The organism is [Borrelia] turdi, assembly GCF_030439285.2.
GTDB lineage: Bacteria > Spirochaetota > Spirochaetia > Borreliales > Borreliaceae > Borreliella > Borreliella turdi.
Genome location: NZ_CP179624.1, coordinates 1 through 16,382 on the forward strand (window position 1 = coordinate 1; position 16,382 = coordinate 16,382).

Sequence of the window (16,382 nt, forward strand, 5' to 3'; positions counted from 1 at the left end):
ATTTTATTGACAAAAATATTAGTTTTTGCTATTATACACGTAATTTAATTAAGAAAATTAAGAATAAGAAATAAAAAAGTGTGTAATTTAAGAAAAGCAAAACTAGTAGATAAAGTAAGTGCATTAGAACTATATCGATATTCGATATTTTTTAGAAATTACATTGAAAATGTAGCAGAAGACTGTCTCAAGAACGGACTTGTTCTTGAGAGCATTAGTCATAATGTTAGTAAACTTGAACTTGCTGGACTAAAGGTTCAGCTTAAGAATGCCCTACTTAATTGTATTATAAGCTACCGTTTTCATGGAATTGGATATGTTTTAGTAAAAACTAAAGATACACTAGTGAATCTTGAAGAACCCGTTAATATAGAGTTGCCTATTGGTTTTGAATACCTTGATTATGAATCTGTAAGAGATTCGGGGGTTGACTTTGATTATATAACTTACAAAGTAAAAATCAATAATAAGGGCAATTCTTTTGATACGGTCAAAATACACAAAAGCCGACTTATAATATATGAAAATTTCGATCATATCTTGAAAAGATATGTTCCATGCTATACTGAAAGTTTTTTGCTAGATATTTACTTATTTGAAAAAATATACGTTGAAATAGAAAAGCGTATTGAAAACCACAATTTTTTGTTTTATAAAGATGAATCTTTGGTTCAGCTACAAGATGCACTTTCTAGTGCCACAACTTCTTTGAGTGCACTTACGCACAGTAGTAATAATGATAAAGGAAGTGGCATTTTATCTTCTTTTTTGAGAAAACAAAATTCAAACAATCATAGTAAAGATATTTCTAATTTACGCAGCCTTAATGACTCATTGGCACATGAGCTTGCTAGGCTTAAAAACAATCTTAATAATGAGGGGATGTTTTATACGGCTACCCCCAGCGCTAGTTTAGAAGTTATTAAGTATGACCTTAGTTATTTGAAAGAAGCTTTAGCCTTGATTAAGGCAAAAATTGGTGCGGATACTAAAGAACCCTTAACCAGAAGTTTCAATGAGCAGGCTAAAGGACTTGGAAATGATGGCAAAGGTGATAGGAGCAATTATTATGATTTTCTAAAAGGTGTACAAGAACAAGTTGAGAACTCTTGTAACCTAAAACTTACTAAATATTTTGGGCTTGATATGAAGTTTAATTCGCTAGTTGTGTTAAGCGAAAATCAAAAAGTTGAAAGAGATATTAAGTTAATTGAGCTTTACAGTAAATATAACGAGCTTATACAAAGTAACTCCTTTAATAATGAGGAGTTAGCGATCTTAAAAGAAAAATTATTTTCATTGTGAAAAAGAGGAGCTAAAAAGTGATTAAAAATGAAGAAAAAGAAGAACGTGAGGCACAAGTTAAAGAAGAATCTCAAATTCAATCTGATACTAAAGTTATAAGTGTTGGAGAGTATGAAGAGTATATGCGCTTAAAGGAACAATCAAATAATGCAAAACCTAAAGAGACAACTCGTGATTTAACTATAAATGAGCGAATAACAAAAGAACTTGCTGAAGTTGAAGAGAGAGAACGTGTTGAAAAGCAATTACTGTTGGAGGCTGAGCGTATAAATGAAATTGATACGCTAGCAAAAGCGCACCTTAGCAGCCATTTCAATAAAGAAGTACTACTTGCAAAAGGATACACGCTAAAAGACATTATGCAAGCACAACGTAGAGAACTTGTTCGCAAGTTTGTCCCAAGCGAACAAATTAAAGCTATTGCCAAAGTATCAGATATAAGCCATATTGATGGAGAAATATTAGAACAACTTGTTTCTTTAGCTAAAGTGAATATCAAATTAAGAAAAAATGCCAATAGCAATTCTTCTTCTATTGACTTTATTAAAAGCAATATTGTTGCTAAACCAGAAGAAAAAGTAAGTTTGCTCGATTCTAATTTTGTTCCAATTAATTTTGCGGAGTTTGTACAAGCTGTAAGTAATACTTATAAGCAAAAACGTGTTCAGTTTTATGAAAACTTGAAAAGAAACAAAAGAACAAGTATTGCTTAAAGGAGTTTTTAATGAGTGATATTACAAAAATAAAACAAGAATTTGATAAAAAAGTTGCTGAGATTAAGGCATTGATGAAAAATCCTAAGCAGGATGCTAGTTTATTAGGGAATTCTTTAGGGTTTAGAGATAAAAACCTAATTTTTTCAAATTCTGATGGTGTTCGTACCAGTAGTAAAGACAAAATAGAAAATTATCCTGTAAAAGGGTATCCCTACAAGCGCGGAGTAAAACTTAGTTTTAGTGATGATGGAGCATCAGAACTTGAAGTTGAGGCTGGAGGCGGGGATGACTTATATGGAGTATGCACTGATATAGATGAGTTTAGTGGCATGGCAACTGTAATTCCAATTACTAATAACTTTACGGGTTATTTAACATTTAAGAAAAATGGGCAAAATGGAGTAAATCCAGGTGATAAGCTGCATTTTAATCAACATGGTGAGCTTGAAAAGACTACTGGAGCTGATAAAACTGTTAATGCCATAGCGCTATCAAAAGTACAGAAATTAACCGAAGAGTTATTTATAGTACTTGCTAGTGTTTTTGGAAATAGAGCTATAAAGGGGTAGTAAATTATGGTGGCAAAAGGTAAGGGGCAAGGCAAAAGTCTTGAGATTGATGATACTTCGCAATTAAGTTTAGAACCAGAAGTTTCACCGACTGCTCCCAGGGCTAAACGCCAAGCAAGACAAGCCGAAGATGACCAGGCAAAAGATCATTATCTAGATTCAGGTAATGAACTTGATGATATCCTTTTGAAATTCAAAAAATATGCAAAATCAATGAGTTCGATTGAAAATAAAGTTTTTAGCAGTTCTAATGGTTGTTTTAGGTCAAAAAATGAGCGCTTTGATGCTTATATATTTGCATGTTCAAGCTTTACAGACAAAATAGAGAAATACTTTTACGATCCAAAAAATAGTTTTCCATACAAGCGTGGGGTAAAACTTGTTCCAAAAGAGAACTCTATACATGTTGATGTTGGTGCTAGTACTGATATTTATGGCATATGTGTTGATGTATGTGAGTTTAGTTGCACCGCGTATGTTTTGCCAATTACAAATAACTTTGAAGGGTACCTTGTCACAAGAAATCTGAACATAAAAGCAGGAGAAATATTAGATATTAACAATAGCGGGGTTACTATCAAGGCTGATGGTGAACCATCGACGGCAATTAATGCTTATGCATTATCTGATTCATTTACAATCAATTTTGAGCTTGAAAAAGGGGACTTGGATCAATCTCATATCATCAAGCCTAAAGAAAATTATTCTATCAATTTGATAAAAGTTGCAATTTTTGGCAATAGGGGCCTTGAGAAAAAAATAGTTCCCCACGCTGTTTTAGATATAGAAGAATAAAAGGGAGGTAATTGAGTGGTAGATACAACACAAGTAGCAAAAGATTATATTGACAAAAAAAGTAAGCTGGAAAAGTTTGTGAAAAATCAACAGCAGTATGCTAATTTGCTTAACAATTCAATTGAATTTAAAGACAAAAACATAAAATTTCTTACCCCTATGGGCACTAGAACCAGTAGACTTGATAAATTGGAAAATCATCCATTTTTAGGATATCCATACAAGTGCGGAGTTAAAAGGGTTATTCAAGGGGAAAAAGAAAATGAAATTCATTATGAGCCTTATGTTGAAGCTGGGGGTGGTGAAGACTTATATGGAATATGCATTGATATAGATGATTTTAGCAAAACAGCTACTATTGTTCCAATTACTAATAATTTTGAGGGGTATTTGGTAGCAAAAGATTCTACGCCTAAAGCAAAAGACAAGCTTATTTTCAATAAGAACGGTGTTCTTGAAAAAGCACCCGAAACACCAGCAAATAAGGGAACTATTCATGCAATAGCATTATCTGATGCAAATAAAATTAACGATGATGTTTATTTGGTAAAAGTAGTAGTATTTGGCAATAAAGCCATAGGTCAAAATTAATGATGTTAAGGAGAAATAAATATGGAATTATTTGATGAAAATTATTATGCAAAAGCTGTAGCTAATATTATAGGAGAAGTTAAAGACCCTATAATGTATAAATGGTTTTTACCAGAACAAATTGAAGATGCTGATCTTCAAATGGGCTATCAAAAAACTGTAAAATGGGACGCGTTTCTAAATGCCAATCCTACAACAATTGCCAATGAGGTTAATACTATATCAACTATTGGGTTTAGTTCTCAAGTAGTAAGGCTTAATTATTTGAAATTGCAGTACAAATTTAGGCACTTAAAACAGACTTCTGAAAAATTTTACACTTCGGACTCGTATATTGGAGACATTAATAATAATTTATTGCCTTTTGCTCAAGCGTATAAACTTGCAAGCAGCGAAATTATCAAGCTTATTAATCACTTTGTGCTAACTGGGACTGTTTCTATTCAAAAGGATGGAAAAAATCAAAAACGTTTACTTCCTAATATGTATGGACTTCTTAATATGCCTGAACAAATAAAAGAAGAAGTTCAAAGTGCTGATAAGGACAAAATGGAAAAAATATTTGAAAAAATTGAGGCGGGCCTATCTAAGTTAGAATTGGGCGATGAATTTTCTACACCTATGATGGTAATAGTTGACCCAGCAACTTCATTGAAATTGGTAAAACCATATGCAGCAACACAAGCTAACGCAATTAGTTGTGAAAAATGGGAAGATGTTTTGATTCAGACTATTAAGGCTATTAATAATAGAGAGAATGTTTACATTGAAACCTCAAATTTGCTAAAACACCAAATACTGATTTACCCATTAAATCCAGAACTAATTAAGTTTAAACCTAGCAAGTATATGTTGCCTACACCAAATGAACAAGTTGATAGAGACTCAACTGATATTGCTCATTCATACATTGATTTTGTTTTAGGCGGATTGCTTGCTACTAAAAATACTATTTTGCAAGTCAATATCAAACAAAACTAAATACATGGGGCAAATAAAATGAGCGAACAAAAAGACTTGCAAACACAATTTCAGAATGAAGAAGAACTTTTAGTAACAAAACTTCATTCTGAAGTCCTATTGTTATTAGGAATAGACCAGTTTGCATTAAGCAGGCAAAATTTCCTACTTCATTTATCCTTGCTTAATACAATTCTAGTAACAAGTGGTATTGATGCGAGTTCACTTACATATGAACAAATATTTTTACTCACCTTTTATCATATGGGTTGTCAATTAAGAAAGCAAGGGGTTGTTCGTGAATTTGAATTTGAAAGAATAAAAAAAGAGAAATTCAATGAACTTGAACTTGATTATTATCCTAGTGGTAATGGGGGAAGTGAAGGTGGTGGAGAAAGTTGTAGCTCAAACAAAAACTTTTGCTTACAATTTGATGCATTTTTAGAAAAACTAAAAAGAGAAACCCTAACACCATCATGTTTAGGAGTTGTCTAGTGAATAGTGTTAGGAAAAGACTAGCAAATATGTCTGTACGTATGATTAACTCCTTTAAGGATTCTGAAACTCTAAGATTCTATAAAGGAAACATTATAAAGCTTGAAAATGACGACTCTTATCAACGAATATTTGACAAGAATGAGTACACTGAATTTATTGGCGTTATTATTGACATAAAGCCAAGAGAACTTACAATGCTTTATGACTCCAATATATCTGATATTCAAGGGTATTCTAAACTTTACACATATCAAAATCTCAACTATGAACTAAAAGATAGAATATCAATTTCAGATTCAGTTTACTTTGAAATATTTAGCATTGACACATCAATTGGCTACTTTACTTTAGTTTTAAAGGAATTTATATGGACATAGAAAAATTTACAATTGAGTTAGAAATTGGCTGGTTTGGGGGTCGTTCTAATATTGCTAGAATGCATGAAAAAGGGAGCGTTAATTTACCAGCAAGAAAACATTTAACTAAAATTGCTGGTAGCACAGAATTTAGAGAATATATCAACAATAGTTATATAAATTCAAAATTTAATATTGACCCTAAATTGGGAATAAATGCTATTGGACAAGCTTTTATCAGATATTACCAAAATTATGTGCTATCAGGGCAAGTTACACCGGGTTTAAAGGCTAGCACAATCGAAAGTAAGTCAAAAAAAGGTAGTAACACCGCATCAGTTCCACTTGTTGATACGTCTAAAATGTTATCAGAACTCACTTATAAGGTAATTGAATGATTTTGAATTTAGATACAATCTTAAGCTATTTACTTAAAATATTTCAAGGATTTAAGATCTATGCAACTGAAAATAATTTTGAATGTGATATCATAAATACTTACAATCACCCCTATCTTTCAAAAATTACAACTGCTAGCCCTAATATAATAGCATTGAAATTTGATGGTACAAAACATCTATTTGATCATAATTCTAAAACTGGTGCATTTTATGAAAATGCTTTGGAATTTAGCATAGATTTTCAAGTATATATTATTGTAGTAGTGTTAAATTCTAAAGATTTTGAAGCTAATTCAAGAATGCTAATACTTTATGCTATGCTTAGCGAATTCCTACACAATAGAACCCATAAGTATACTCTAGCAAGTCCATATCAACCCGCATATGTAAATAAAATTAACTTTTACATTTATCCAATATCTAATATGCAAACAGTTGGATTGATTAATTTAGGTACAAAATATAGCAACCATGCATACAGTTCTTCTGTAGCATTCACTGCTAATGTAAAAATAACTGAAATTTTAAAGGAGAAATACGAAATTGCCGCAAGATACAATTAATGTAAGTTTGGTTACTTCTAGAATTCAAGCTAGCAAGCCCAATTATTATAATCCACTTTTGGTTTATAAAGCAGCCAAAATAAAAGTTAATAAAGATAATGATGATTGTAAAATATTGAGCTTGACTGTTAATAACTATGAACAACAAATTGAAACTTTAGAAAAAGATACTGGGGATAGTAACAATCAGTTTGAAAAAGAAAAAACACTACTAAAAACCGCAATGACTGATTTTTTCAATTCAAGCGAAGAGTCGTTAAAATCAGCTATGCTTTTTATCTATAAGGATAAGCCCGAAAAACTAAAAGATTACCTTAAAGCACATAGACACTCTTTTGTTGTGCTTATTAACACTCAAAATGACAATTTAGACGATGATGGACTAACTCTTTATAAAGAAGACTATAATAAGTTCAAAATGCACTCAACTTTTTTTGTATTCTCAACTAAAGAAGATTCAATAAAAGGAATTTTCAATAATGGTAAAAGCAATACTGATAAAACAAGAAATATTGTTATTTATAGTAACAATAGAGATAATTTACACCTAAAATTTGTAAGCGTGTATTTACATCAAGCTAGCATTTTCCATTCTGTTAATCCTTATGGTATACCATTGGCCGCTGTACCACTTATTGATGATACGGCAATTACAAAATTAAGAACCGCAAATATCAACTTTTACTCACTTCTTAATGAAACTGGTCTTGATGGCATAAATGCTTTTAAAGAAGGGGTTGATCTAGCTGGAAATTCAATAGACGAGCTTTTTACGTATCATTATATAAAAAACGAGGCGATTATTGAGCTTATTCGAATTTGGAACAAAAACAATAGACAAAACAGTAAATTATCTGAACTGCAACTTAGTGGGGCTAAGGACAATGCGTATACTTCTGCAATTGAATGCCTACTTAAAAAGTTTATTGATAGGGGATTGATTATTCAGTATAAAGACTTAAAGCTTATACTATCTCCATCTTCAATTCTAAAATTGGAACTTAGCGTGAATATTACTTATAACTTTAGTATTAATTTTGTTGCTTTGGTAATTACTTCTCAAGATATAGTTGATTATCAAAATAGTTTAAGGGGATAAGGAGTTAAAAATTATGCAATTTTATGATTTAAGAGAAGTTTATTTTTCAATCGGTGGTAGACAGCTGCATAGTGGTAAGTTAGAACTTACAAGTGAACCCACAACTAGAGCAGTGCTTAGCACTGAAGATAGGGGAATGCCCGTAATAAGCTTGAGGGATCCTAAAACAATAACTTATATTTTCAATATTGAAGTTACCCTGGGTAGTTATGACTATATTTTGTTAACTGAAATTTCAGATAACCAGTTTTACAACATGGATATTAGCAAATATGAAAAAATGCTTGATTTAGTATTCAATGATAGAATTGCTACCAAAATTATTACTAACTATGCAATTTTTACTGAAGAACCATCAAGAAGTTATTCTGCAGAAGCTGAAAAAGTGACTTTTGAAATTAGGGCTATTAATTGCCAAAAAACACACCCAAACAAAAATTAAAATTAAAAGGAGATTCTTTCTATGATAATGAGATATAAAATGAAAATTTTGACTAAAAACAAAACCTACGAATACCCACTAAGAGTATTGCCAGTCTATGAATGGGATCAAGTATTAGGATTCAATCAAAATGACGCCATTTCTAAACTTAATGAAGTAAAATACCTAAGAGAAATTACAAGCTTAATGATAAGTCCAAAATTTTTAGACGAATTCTATGTGATTCTAGATGCGAATAGAGAATTTATTGCCTATTATAAAGACTATCTTGTTGCTATTATTTACACCGCGCAATTCAATACTTTTCACATGGATAATGATTTGAAAAAACCCGCCTTAGTATATTTGAGTGAATATGAAAATAATGTTGGTGATTTTGTTGCTTTTGACTATATTGATGATAATTTTGATTATGAAAAAGTAACAGCTTTACTTACACCTAATTTCAATGAGCTGGACACTAGTCAATGCTAAAGCACAAAAATAGAGATATTGATAAAGCTATTGAAAATCTTAATGATAGCAGAAAAAAGTATTTTAAGTTGGTTGAGGAGATAAAAAACAATAAATATTACTTCCCAATAATTATGAATATTTGCTCGTACAACGAAGTTAAGAAATTGCCTTATGACGAACTTATTGAGGTCAATCAAATTGCCAATTTAAAATTAGAAAAACAATTGTTTGAATTAATTTTGAGCAAATGAGGCCCTAATGAGCGAAAAATTCACCATTAAATTTAAAGGCGTTCTTGATCATGCAGCAACAAAAAAGGCTATTGAACAAGATATTACCAAAATGGAGAAATATCTTAAGCCTAGAAAATCTAGTTTGGGTAGTACTAAAGATATTGTTAAAAGTAATTTATTAGATAAGAAAGAAGAACTTAGCAAACAATCTAAATTTGAAAACTTAAGAGAACGTATTGAAAAATATAGACTTACAGAAACTAAAAAGCTTATAAAGCAAGGTATGAGTTTTGAAAAAGCTAGAAAAGAGGCGTTCAAAAGATCATTAATGGCTGATAGAGATAAAAGGCGACTAGAGTATAAAAAACTTGCAAAAGAATCAAAAGCAAAAAGTAAAATGTCATCGAGTTCTCAAGGAAAAGGATTTGTTGCCAAAATTGCTATAGGTAGCACCATTGGAAATGTTATTAGCAACGTTATTGGCAAAGTTTCGAGTGGGGCTTTAGGATTTGCTAAAAATTCAGTTGAGGAGGCCACTAAAACAAACAAAATGAAACTTCTTAATAACGCAGTTTTTACAAAAAAGGAGCGCAATGAGCTTTTTGGGGTTATTGGACATATGAAAGGTTTTGAACGCAGCCTAGAAAAAGAAGATTTTTTGCGTAAAGCGAGCACATTAAAAGGTTCTCTAATGGAATTGGGTTTTGAAGACACAAATAGTTTAAAAAAAGCAGTAGGGTTTGCAGCCAAGCTTAAAGCTAGTGGCGCTGCAGCTAGTAACGATGACGCTGTTGCTACTGTTGATGAATTACTTAGGGGAAATGGAGACTCTCTTTTTGAGTTAATGAAACAATTCGAAGGAATTGGTAAAGCCTATTTAGAAACGGAAAAATTAAATTGGCAATTAGATTCTCAAACAAATTTAGAATCTAGAATAACTATGCTTCATAAAATGTTAAATGATTTAAATTCTTTAAATATTATGCAAGCTTCTGACGCTTATGATAGTATTCAAAGCAATGTGGCTACAGCTGAAGAAACTCTTGCAAAATTGACCACTTCTGTTTTAAACCCACTGCTTAACGCTATTAACACCATTGCTAAATACTTTACTGATTTTAATGTAGAGACACATATAGTGAATCCTTTAATTCGGGGAATGAAAGATATTTTTGCATTTCTTAATCCCTCAAAGTTATTTCCAAATATAGCAAATGAAGTAGTTAATAGGGTGAACAATACATTGAGTAACATCATTGGAAATGACAATAAAAACGGCGGCCCTTCACAAGATAATAATATAAGTGGCCCATGATTTTGATAAAATGGTAATTGTTTATGGATATTAATAGCAAGTCTATATCTTCTGCAGAGATTTTTCAAATAGTAAGAGATGTAACAACCCAAATATTTGCCCTTTTTGGAGCAGATAACTTTTTAGTGCTTTTCCCAAGGCCTGATTTTAGGGGTTTTGGATATGTTCCTCAATTGTTTTTTATAAAACCAAAAAATGAACTTATAACACGAACTTATACTACTACCTACTCTAAAAGACCGGTTATTAACTATTATAATAGAAAATCAGAACATGTTAGCTACAACCCTTCTATGATAGGAGAAAACATATCATTAAATGGCGCAGTATTAACGTCCTTATATAAAGAAATGCTCTCCCCACTCAAAGTGACTCCTTTTGGAAATTCTATGCTACGGTTCGATGTACATTTTGTAAAAGAACAACTAGCCAATAGACTACAAGCTCAAGTTCCCTTTAGTGTCTACAGCCCAACTTTTGGCCTTAAAGAATTGGCCATAATTACAAATTTGACATTTAGAGATACACCCTATATTGATGAAATTGAAGTGAGTCTATCAATGGAAATAGTAAAAACATTCTCTTTAGAAAAATATAAAGGATAATTAATGTTGCTAAGTTACGACTTTAAGATTGAGTTTTACAATATAGATAAGTCAAAAAAATCAACTCATGGAGATTCTTTTCCAGAAAAAACTCCTAAAATTGTTATCAATACACAAAATGGAATTCATGTTGATATTTCAATATACAACACGTATTCAAATTACAATTTTGTAAAATCCAAACAAGCAAAAATTGTACTTTGGAACTTGCCTATAGACTTCACCAACAACATTATGGAAAGAGACATAGTAAAAATATATTATAAGAAATTTGCCTATGAAAAAAAATTTGACTTCATAATGGCAGGCTATTTGGGAATTCCTATGAGCACTGATTATCCTGGTGGAGATTTTAGTGTTGAACTTGATGTTCGTTTAGTATCTAAAACCAACTTTTTTAATCGCGAGCTGAAGTGTAAAAACTTCAAAGAAATGACAGTTGAAAATGCAATAAAATCGGCATTTCCAAATCGCAATATTATTAATATGGATGAAAAGGACCGTTTTAAAATCATTAACAAAAATATTTATGCATCAACACCAAAAGAATTTATTGAAAAAATGAAGGGTACATATATTCATAACATAATAGCTGATATTGGAACTAGTACGGATGAAGTTGAATGCAATTTTATATTTAGCAATTATACAACAACTGGAAAATACGCAAACTACGAGGCCTTAGAAGATTATGGACTTGAATTTATCCCCCAACAAGAGATTAGTTTAGGCACAACATATAATATAAGATTTATATATTGGAACGCTCAAATATTTTACACACATAAACTAAGAGTTGGGGATAAAGTTTCATTTATTGATGGGCTGGGAAATGTTATCAAAAACACCATACAAGAAACAACCGCCAAACTTAGCAATATAGGGGAGTGTTCATTGTTACTTAAACTGTATGACGATTCTAATAGCATTAGACTAAAAAAATAAAGAGGTTTAAATGAGTCAAGACTATGAAATTTACAGAATGCAACAGCGCCTTTATGGCCATACATTAACACAAGAGGACATTAAAAATTGGATTTATTCAAACATTTTCATAACTCGAATTGGCACTATAAAAGAATTTAAACAGCAAACTCAAGAGGCTATAGTTATAATACCCGAGTTTGAGGATTTAGAAATTCACACAAAAAATATATCTAATATAAATCTTGAACTATCAGAAGACGACACCGTTTTACTACTTCAATCAAGTGTTAACATTTTTGATAAAAATGATAATATTCATTTTGACAAACATCATTTCTATATACTTAGTGCAATTAGCCCAAAAACTTTGAATCTAATTTGTGATAATATTAAGATAAAAACAAATAGTACAATTGAAATAGCCAATCAAACAACTAGCTTAAAAAAAATTTTAGATAATATTATCAGTGCTATTAATAGTATAACTATCATAGGGGACTCAACCATTGACTATGCAAGTTTAAGAGTAAAAACATCTAAAATTACCACTGATATCAACAACTTGTTAACATAATTTTTGCTAAATATGGTATAATTACTAGTATGGATTTAAGAATCGGCAATAATTTTGAATTGATATTTAATAATGATACATTGCTTGTTGATGGGATTGAAGAGCAAAAACAAAAATTATTCATATTTTTAAAAACTTTCACGGGTTGTTTAAGTTATGCCCCTAATTGGGGACTGGACTACTATTTACTTTTGAAATTACTCAAAATTAACAATCTTCAAGCCGTAAAAAACTATTTATATGAAATATCTAAAGGGCTTAACTTAGATTTAGTTAATATTTCACTTACTATACAAACCCGTAAAGTACACATATCATTTTTTTTTCCGGGCGATGTTTTGAATATGGAGTTTGATTTATGAGTATTGTTTTTGATTCTGATTTTGGCATTCTAAAGCGTACAATTAAGGATATAGTAAAATCCAAAAGGGAATACTTGAGCGTAAATTATGGAATTAATATTGATGATAATAACAGCTCGATTTACAACATAATTGCCTCTTCTTTAGCATTGATTGAAGAAGAAGTAATTGCTGAACTTAATCTATTTTTTTCTAAAATGAAACCGGGTGGTACCTATTGGGCTGCTATTGAAAAGCACATTTCCCCTAAAAGCACAACTTATAGCGCAGTGCGCACTGCTTTGCTTAATCTTAATGGAGTAGAGTACGCAAATATCAAAAGTTCAGCTGGTAAAGCTAATATATATCTAATTCTAAAAGAAGATTTACTAGATAGCAGTAAAACTAATATTAACAATTCTGAATTCAAGGCTCAACTTTGGGAAATATTATATTTTACAACTCCTAGTGGTACTTTACTTGATGGAGACATAGAAATTGACGGGCTCAATCCAACTGGACAACGAAAATCTTATAAAATATCACTCGGCAAAAGAAAATATGTTTACATGAAAGTAAAGTATAAACTCGATCTTAAAAACTATCTCTACTTAAACATAGACTCTCAAATTAGAGATATATATTCTAGGATTATTGCAAACAACTATTCTGATATGGGAATTAGTTTTGAATATCAAGACTTTTTTGCTCCAGTTAACGAAGTAAAAGGGATTAAGTTTATGGAAATTAAAGTTTGTATTAAAGATACAGACACTGAAAGTATTTCAAAAATTAGTGATAGCGATTTTAAAAAAAATCAAGATATTTCCATTACTGATGATACAATAATGATTTTCAATACAACTGATCGACTACTTATTGACATTGATACTTAATATATATGAAAATACCCAATTTTTTGCAAGATACTCAAGTTCATAAATTGCTAATTACAGAAACTAAATATGCACAACAACTGCTTAATGAACTCAAGTTCCTTAATTCTAACTTCATATCCATTGATGCAAAAGAAAACGTGAAGTCAAGGTATATTGCTATATGGATATCTCAAGTCTTATCAATTTTTCATGCAAAAACTCAAACTTTAAAAAGCATTACAAGTAATATTAATAGTGTTATTTTTGCTTTACGCCATATTGGTACTGATGAATCATTTAGACTGATTTTCAAGGCTTTTTTGAATGTGGATATTTCAGTTACTACACCAGAAGCTGGTGTTATTGATATTTCCCTAAAAGGGGCAATAAAAACAAACTTTATCACATTTATTTCCCCTAGCACTGCAAAAGGCAAGAGGCCTAAAAAAATACTAATTAAAGAAAAGAACCCGGAATACGCTATATCTAAAAAGGCTTTAGTATTCAACTCAATTCCTAAAGGTTATGATCATTCAATTTATGCATTTATAAAAAGAATTATTCCTATTGGAAAAATTCTTAAAATTAATGACAAAGATGGTAAAAATATTATCACTTTTAACAATTAAAGGGGGGCTTAATGGCCATAGATAAAGAAAAATTACTAATTGATGAAGAAGAAACGGTTCAAATTAAAGATTTAAATAGGGTTAATGAGGTTAAGAACACGGACCTTTTACTACTTGATGATGGCGCTGCAAGTTGCAACGCTATTACTTATGAAAATTTTTTGAAAACCACTAAAGACAAAACTTTTAAAGGTGAAGGACTGAGTTACTTTAAAGAGATAATCAAAAGCACAATCGCAGAAGAACTTGCAGGAAATACAAGTTTTATAGAAAAAATTTACACTCAAATAATAGAAAAACTAATTAACAACGATTCAACTAATATTTCTAACCTTTTTAGTAAAATAAAATCACAACTTACAAATAGTATATCATTAGCTACTCTATCTGAATCAGACTCTCTTTTGATAATGCCCGATTCAAACAAAATTCTAAAAACTCGAGTTCCCAAACAATTAACTGGAGTGCCATCAGATTTTTCCTTTGGCGGCAATTATAGGGGTATTTGGCTTTATCCTGAGGACTACACAAATAAAAAAAGAACAATTGTAATGGAAGACTCTGACGAAATCAATATTGTTTTTCACAAAAATACTGACAATAAGCCCATTTACCTTGATATTGAGCTTAATATAATACATAAAAACGATAGTTCAAACAAATTAGCATATTTAAAATATTTTGATGAATCTGAAAAACATTTGGTCTATGCACATGAAAACGCCATCAAGGACCTAGGAATTTTAGTTCCTATATATACTGGATGGTATGTCCAAAAAAGAGTTATGAGTTCGGGAATTCCGATTCCATATCTTGCAAAACTATAATTTTTTTTGTCAAAAATTTATAGTTTTGGTATATAATATATATGTAAATAAAAAATTAAAATTAAGGATTAAAAAAATGGATATAAAAATAACCGAACTTCTTATAAATCTAAATGAAATAAAACTTATAGCAGTAATGATTTTTGTAACAGTACTAATTCTAGGAGGATTAATTCTTCTAAAACCTTTACTAAAAGACATATTATCTATAGTAATAGGCAAAATTTTTAAAAATAGCAATAGCAATAATAATGTTAAAAACCAGGATTAATTTATGAAATTATCTAAAGATAATCTTGAAATTGGACTTGCATCTATATCAAAACTTATTGACATATTTTCTAAATTTGAAGGTGAATTTGATAAGATTGCACATAAAGGATTTTTTTTAGTTTATGAACTATATTCTAATTACAAATTAATCTATGAATCAAATATGGAAAGACTTGAGAATGCATTAACTCCAGCAATAGCTAAAACACTAGCGCCCATAAATGAGAAAATCAATCATTGTATTGATCTAGTTAACTCTGATGAAAAAAATCTAAAAATATCCAACAATTTAAAATTTAACAAAGAAGGAAAACCTATCTATCAAGAAGGAGCAAATAATGCAAAATAACACTATTGGTTTAGGGGTTAATTTACTGTCCAACTTGACTAACATAGCTAAAGCTGAAACAAACATAGATCATAACTACATTAATACTTTTAGTAAAGTAATAGATTTTTTCTATAAAACATATATTGGAACCCTAAAATCTATGGAAAAGGCCGAATCAATGAAAATATTTGAAGAAATACAAAACATCGTGAACTACAATATTGAGATAATAGAGGCTATTTCTAGTAACAAAAGTAAAAGAATCATATCTTCACTAAAAGTAAAACGCAATAAAATCATGAAAGAGTATGTAAACACTCTCAAAAGGGGTGAAAATGCTTAGATTAGTAAACTACTTATTAATTGCTTTACTACTAATACGTTGTACTACTATTGCTAGTTTGCCAAAAGAACCGGAGCCGCCAATTATTCAAACATTAGAATCTTTGACTAAATATGAGGCACAACTATCAAATTATGTTATGTATCTTGTAACATTCTTAACCAAAACAAAATCTAAAGTTAATGATCCAAATTATCCAACATATACTTATCCCGACTTATCAGAACTAAAAGACGAACACTCTATAACTTCAGTAAAACATAATATCAAACTACTTTTAGAGTACATTAAAAAAACAAAGCCTATAGCAAAAAGAGTCTATAATCAATATTCGAATTTAAAAATGTAGATTAAA

Annotated in this window: 26 protein-coding genes; all 26 read left to right on the top strand. The window is 30.4% G+C overall.

The window, feature by feature from the left end:
* The first annotated feature begins 78 nt into the window (after positions 1-78).
* The 26 genes from QIA31_RS05645 (at position 79) to QIA31_RS05770 (ending at position 16,376) form a co-directional block, all read left to right on the top strand.
* Positions 79-1,305 carry a phage portal protein gene (locus tag QIA31_RS05645; RefSeq protein ID WP_418905434.1) on the top strand — a complete coding sequence of 409 codons (1,227 nt, stop codon included), beginning with the start codon at positions 79-81 and terminating at the stop codon, positions 1,303-1,305.
* 17 nt (positions 1,306-1,322) lie between these two features.
* Positions 1,323-2,018, top strand: a complete 696-nt coding sequence (locus QIA31_RS05650) for a DUF1357 family protein (RefSeq protein ID WP_418905435.1) — start codon at positions 1,323-1,325, stop codon at positions 2,016-2,018.
* An 11-nt stretch (positions 2,019-2,029) separates the two neighbouring features.
* Positions 2,030-2,590 carry a DUF228 domain-containing protein gene (locus QIA31_RS05655; protein WP_418905379.1) on the top strand — a complete coding sequence of 187 codons (561 nt, stop codon included), beginning with the start codon at positions 2,030-2,032 and terminating at the stop codon, positions 2,588-2,590.
* Positions 2,591-2,596: 6 nt separating this feature from the next.
* On the top strand, positions 2,597-3,385 hold the full coding sequence (locus tag QIA31_RS05660; protein ID WP_418905436.1) for a DUF228 domain-containing protein: 789 nt from the start codon (positions 2,597-2,599) through the stop codon (positions 3,383-3,385).
* A 15-nt stretch (positions 3,386-3,400) separates the two neighbouring features.
* Positions 3,401-3,976 (top strand): DUF228 domain-containing protein, encoded by a 576-nt coding sequence (locus tag QIA31_RS05665; RefSeq protein ID WP_418905437.1) that lies wholly within the window; start codon positions 3,401-3,403, stop codon positions 3,974-3,976.
* Between the two features lie 21 nt (positions 3,977-3,997).
* Positions 3,998-4,957: a hypothetical protein gene (locus QIA31_RS05670; protein WP_418905438.1), complete on the top strand. Its 960-nt coding sequence runs from the start codon at positions 3,998-4,000 to the stop codon at positions 4,955-4,957.
* A gap of 18 nt (positions 4,958-4,975) precedes the next feature.
* Positions 4,976-5,431 (top strand): DUF3890 domain-containing protein, encoded by a 456-nt coding sequence (locus tag QIA31_RS05675; protein ID WP_151060840.1) that lies wholly within the window; start codon positions 4,976-4,978, stop codon positions 5,429-5,431.
* The gene (locus QIA31_RS05680) at positions 5,431-5,811 is read left to right on the top strand and encodes a DUF1506 family protein (RefSeq protein ID WP_418905439.1); all 381 of its coding nucleotides are present in this window, start codon (positions 5,431-5,433) and stop codon (positions 5,809-5,811) included. The genes QIA31_RS05675 and QIA31_RS05680 overlap by 1 nt, the downstream gene beginning before the upstream one ends.
* Positions 5,802-6,188, top strand: a complete 387-nt coding sequence (locus QIA31_RS05685; protein WP_002658554.1) for a hypothetical protein — start codon at positions 5,802-5,804, stop codon at positions 6,186-6,188. The genes QIA31_RS05680 and QIA31_RS05685 overlap by 10 nt, the downstream gene beginning before the upstream one ends.
* Positions 6,185-6,754, top strand: coding sequence for a DUF764 family protein (locus QIA31_RS05690; protein ID WP_151060838.1), 570 nt, complete (start codon positions 6,185-6,187; stop codon positions 6,752-6,754). Before QIA31_RS05685 ends, QIA31_RS05690 begins: the two co-directional genes overlap by 4 nt.
* Positions 6,735-7,853 carry a DUF787 family protein gene (locus QIA31_RS05695; protein WP_418905440.1) on the top strand — a complete coding sequence of 373 codons (1,119 nt, stop codon included), beginning with the start codon at positions 6,735-6,737 and terminating at the stop codon, positions 7,851-7,853. The genes QIA31_RS05690 and QIA31_RS05695 overlap by 20 nt, the downstream gene beginning before the upstream one ends.
* A gap of 13 nt (positions 7,854-7,866) precedes the next feature.
* Positions 7,867-8,295 (top strand): DUF1463 family protein, encoded by a 429-nt coding sequence (locus QIA31_RS05700; protein ID WP_215536397.1) that lies wholly within the window; start codon positions 7,867-7,869, stop codon positions 8,293-8,295.
* A gap of 21 nt (positions 8,296-8,316) precedes the next feature.
* On the top strand, positions 8,317-8,769 hold the full coding sequence (locus QIA31_RS05705; RefSeq protein WP_418905388.1) for a DUF1473 family protein: 453 nt from the start codon (positions 8,317-8,319) through the stop codon (positions 8,767-8,769).
* Positions 8,763-9,002, top strand: coding sequence for a DUF1322 family protein (locus tag QIA31_RS05710; protein ID WP_031478566.1), 240 nt, complete (start codon positions 8,763-8,765; stop codon positions 9,000-9,002). The genes QIA31_RS05705 and QIA31_RS05710 overlap by 7 nt, the downstream gene beginning before the upstream one ends.
* A gap of 7 nt (positions 9,003-9,009) precedes the next feature.
* Positions 9,010-10,299 carry a DUF759 family protein gene (locus tag QIA31_RS05715; protein WP_418905441.1) on the top strand — a complete coding sequence of 430 codons (1,290 nt, stop codon included), beginning with the start codon at positions 9,010-9,012 and terminating at the stop codon, positions 10,297-10,299.
* A gap of 23 nt (positions 10,300-10,322) precedes the next feature.
* Positions 10,323-10,904: a DUF792 family protein gene (locus QIA31_RS05720; protein WP_418905442.1), complete on the top strand. Its 582-nt coding sequence runs from the start codon at positions 10,323-10,325 to the stop codon at positions 10,902-10,904.
* Between the two features lie 3 nt (positions 10,905-10,907).
* Entirely contained in the window at positions 10,908-11,849 is a 942-nt protein-coding gene (locus QIA31_RS05725; protein WP_418905443.1) for a DUF693 family protein, read from the top strand.
* Positions 11,850-11,859: 10 nt separating this feature from the next.
* Positions 11,860-12,405 (top strand): DUF777 family protein, encoded by a 546-nt coding sequence (locus QIA31_RS05730; RefSeq protein ID WP_418905444.1) that lies wholly within the window; start codon positions 11,860-11,862, stop codon positions 12,403-12,405.
* 29 nt (positions 12,406-12,434) lie between these two features.
* A complete protein-coding gene (locus QIA31_RS05735) occupies positions 12,435-12,767 on the top strand; it encodes a contractile injection system sheath initiator (RefSeq protein ID WP_418905445.1) in 333 nt (110 codons plus the stop codon).
* Positions 12,764-13,642: a DUF276 domain-containing protein gene (locus tag QIA31_RS05740; protein ID WP_418905446.1), complete on the top strand. Its 879-nt coding sequence runs from the start codon at positions 12,764-12,766 to the stop codon at positions 13,640-13,642. Before QIA31_RS05735 ends, QIA31_RS05740 begins: the two co-directional genes overlap by 4 nt.
* Before the next feature lie 5 nt (positions 13,643-13,647).
* Positions 13,648-14,253: a DUF735 family protein gene (locus QIA31_RS05745; protein WP_418905447.1), complete on the top strand. Its 606-nt coding sequence runs from the start codon at positions 13,648-13,650 to the stop codon at positions 14,251-14,253.
* Positions 14,254-14,264: 11 nt separating this feature from the next.
* Entirely contained in the window at positions 14,265-15,080 is an 816-nt protein-coding gene (locus tag QIA31_RS05750) for a DUF685 domain-containing protein (RefSeq protein ID WP_418905417.1), read from the top strand.
* Between the two features lie 76 nt (positions 15,081-15,156).
* Positions 15,157-15,351 carry a BlyA family holin gene (locus QIA31_RS05755; RefSeq protein WP_418905418.1) on the top strand — a complete coding sequence of 65 codons (195 nt, stop codon included), beginning with the start codon at positions 15,157-15,159 and terminating at the stop codon, positions 15,349-15,351.
* 3 nt (positions 15,352-15,354) lie between these two features.
* On the top strand, positions 15,355-15,702 hold the full coding sequence (locus QIA31_RS05760; protein WP_418905419.1) for a BlyB family putative holin accessory protein: 348 nt from the start codon (positions 15,355-15,357) through the stop codon (positions 15,700-15,702).
* The gene (locus tag QIA31_RS05765; RefSeq protein ID WP_418905420.1) at positions 15,692-16,027 is read left to right on the top strand and encodes a BlyB family putative holin accessory protein; all 336 of its coding nucleotides are present in this window, start codon (positions 15,692-15,694) and stop codon (positions 16,025-16,027) included. The genes QIA31_RS05760 and QIA31_RS05765 overlap by 11 nt, the downstream gene beginning before the upstream one ends.
* Positions 16,020-16,376: a BBA14 family lipoprotein gene (locus tag QIA31_RS05770; protein ID WP_418905421.1), complete on the top strand. Its 357-nt coding sequence runs from the start codon at positions 16,020-16,022 to the stop codon at positions 16,374-16,376. The genes QIA31_RS05765 and QIA31_RS05770 overlap by 8 nt, the downstream gene beginning before the upstream one ends.
* Positions 16,377-16,382 lie beyond the last annotated feature (6 nt).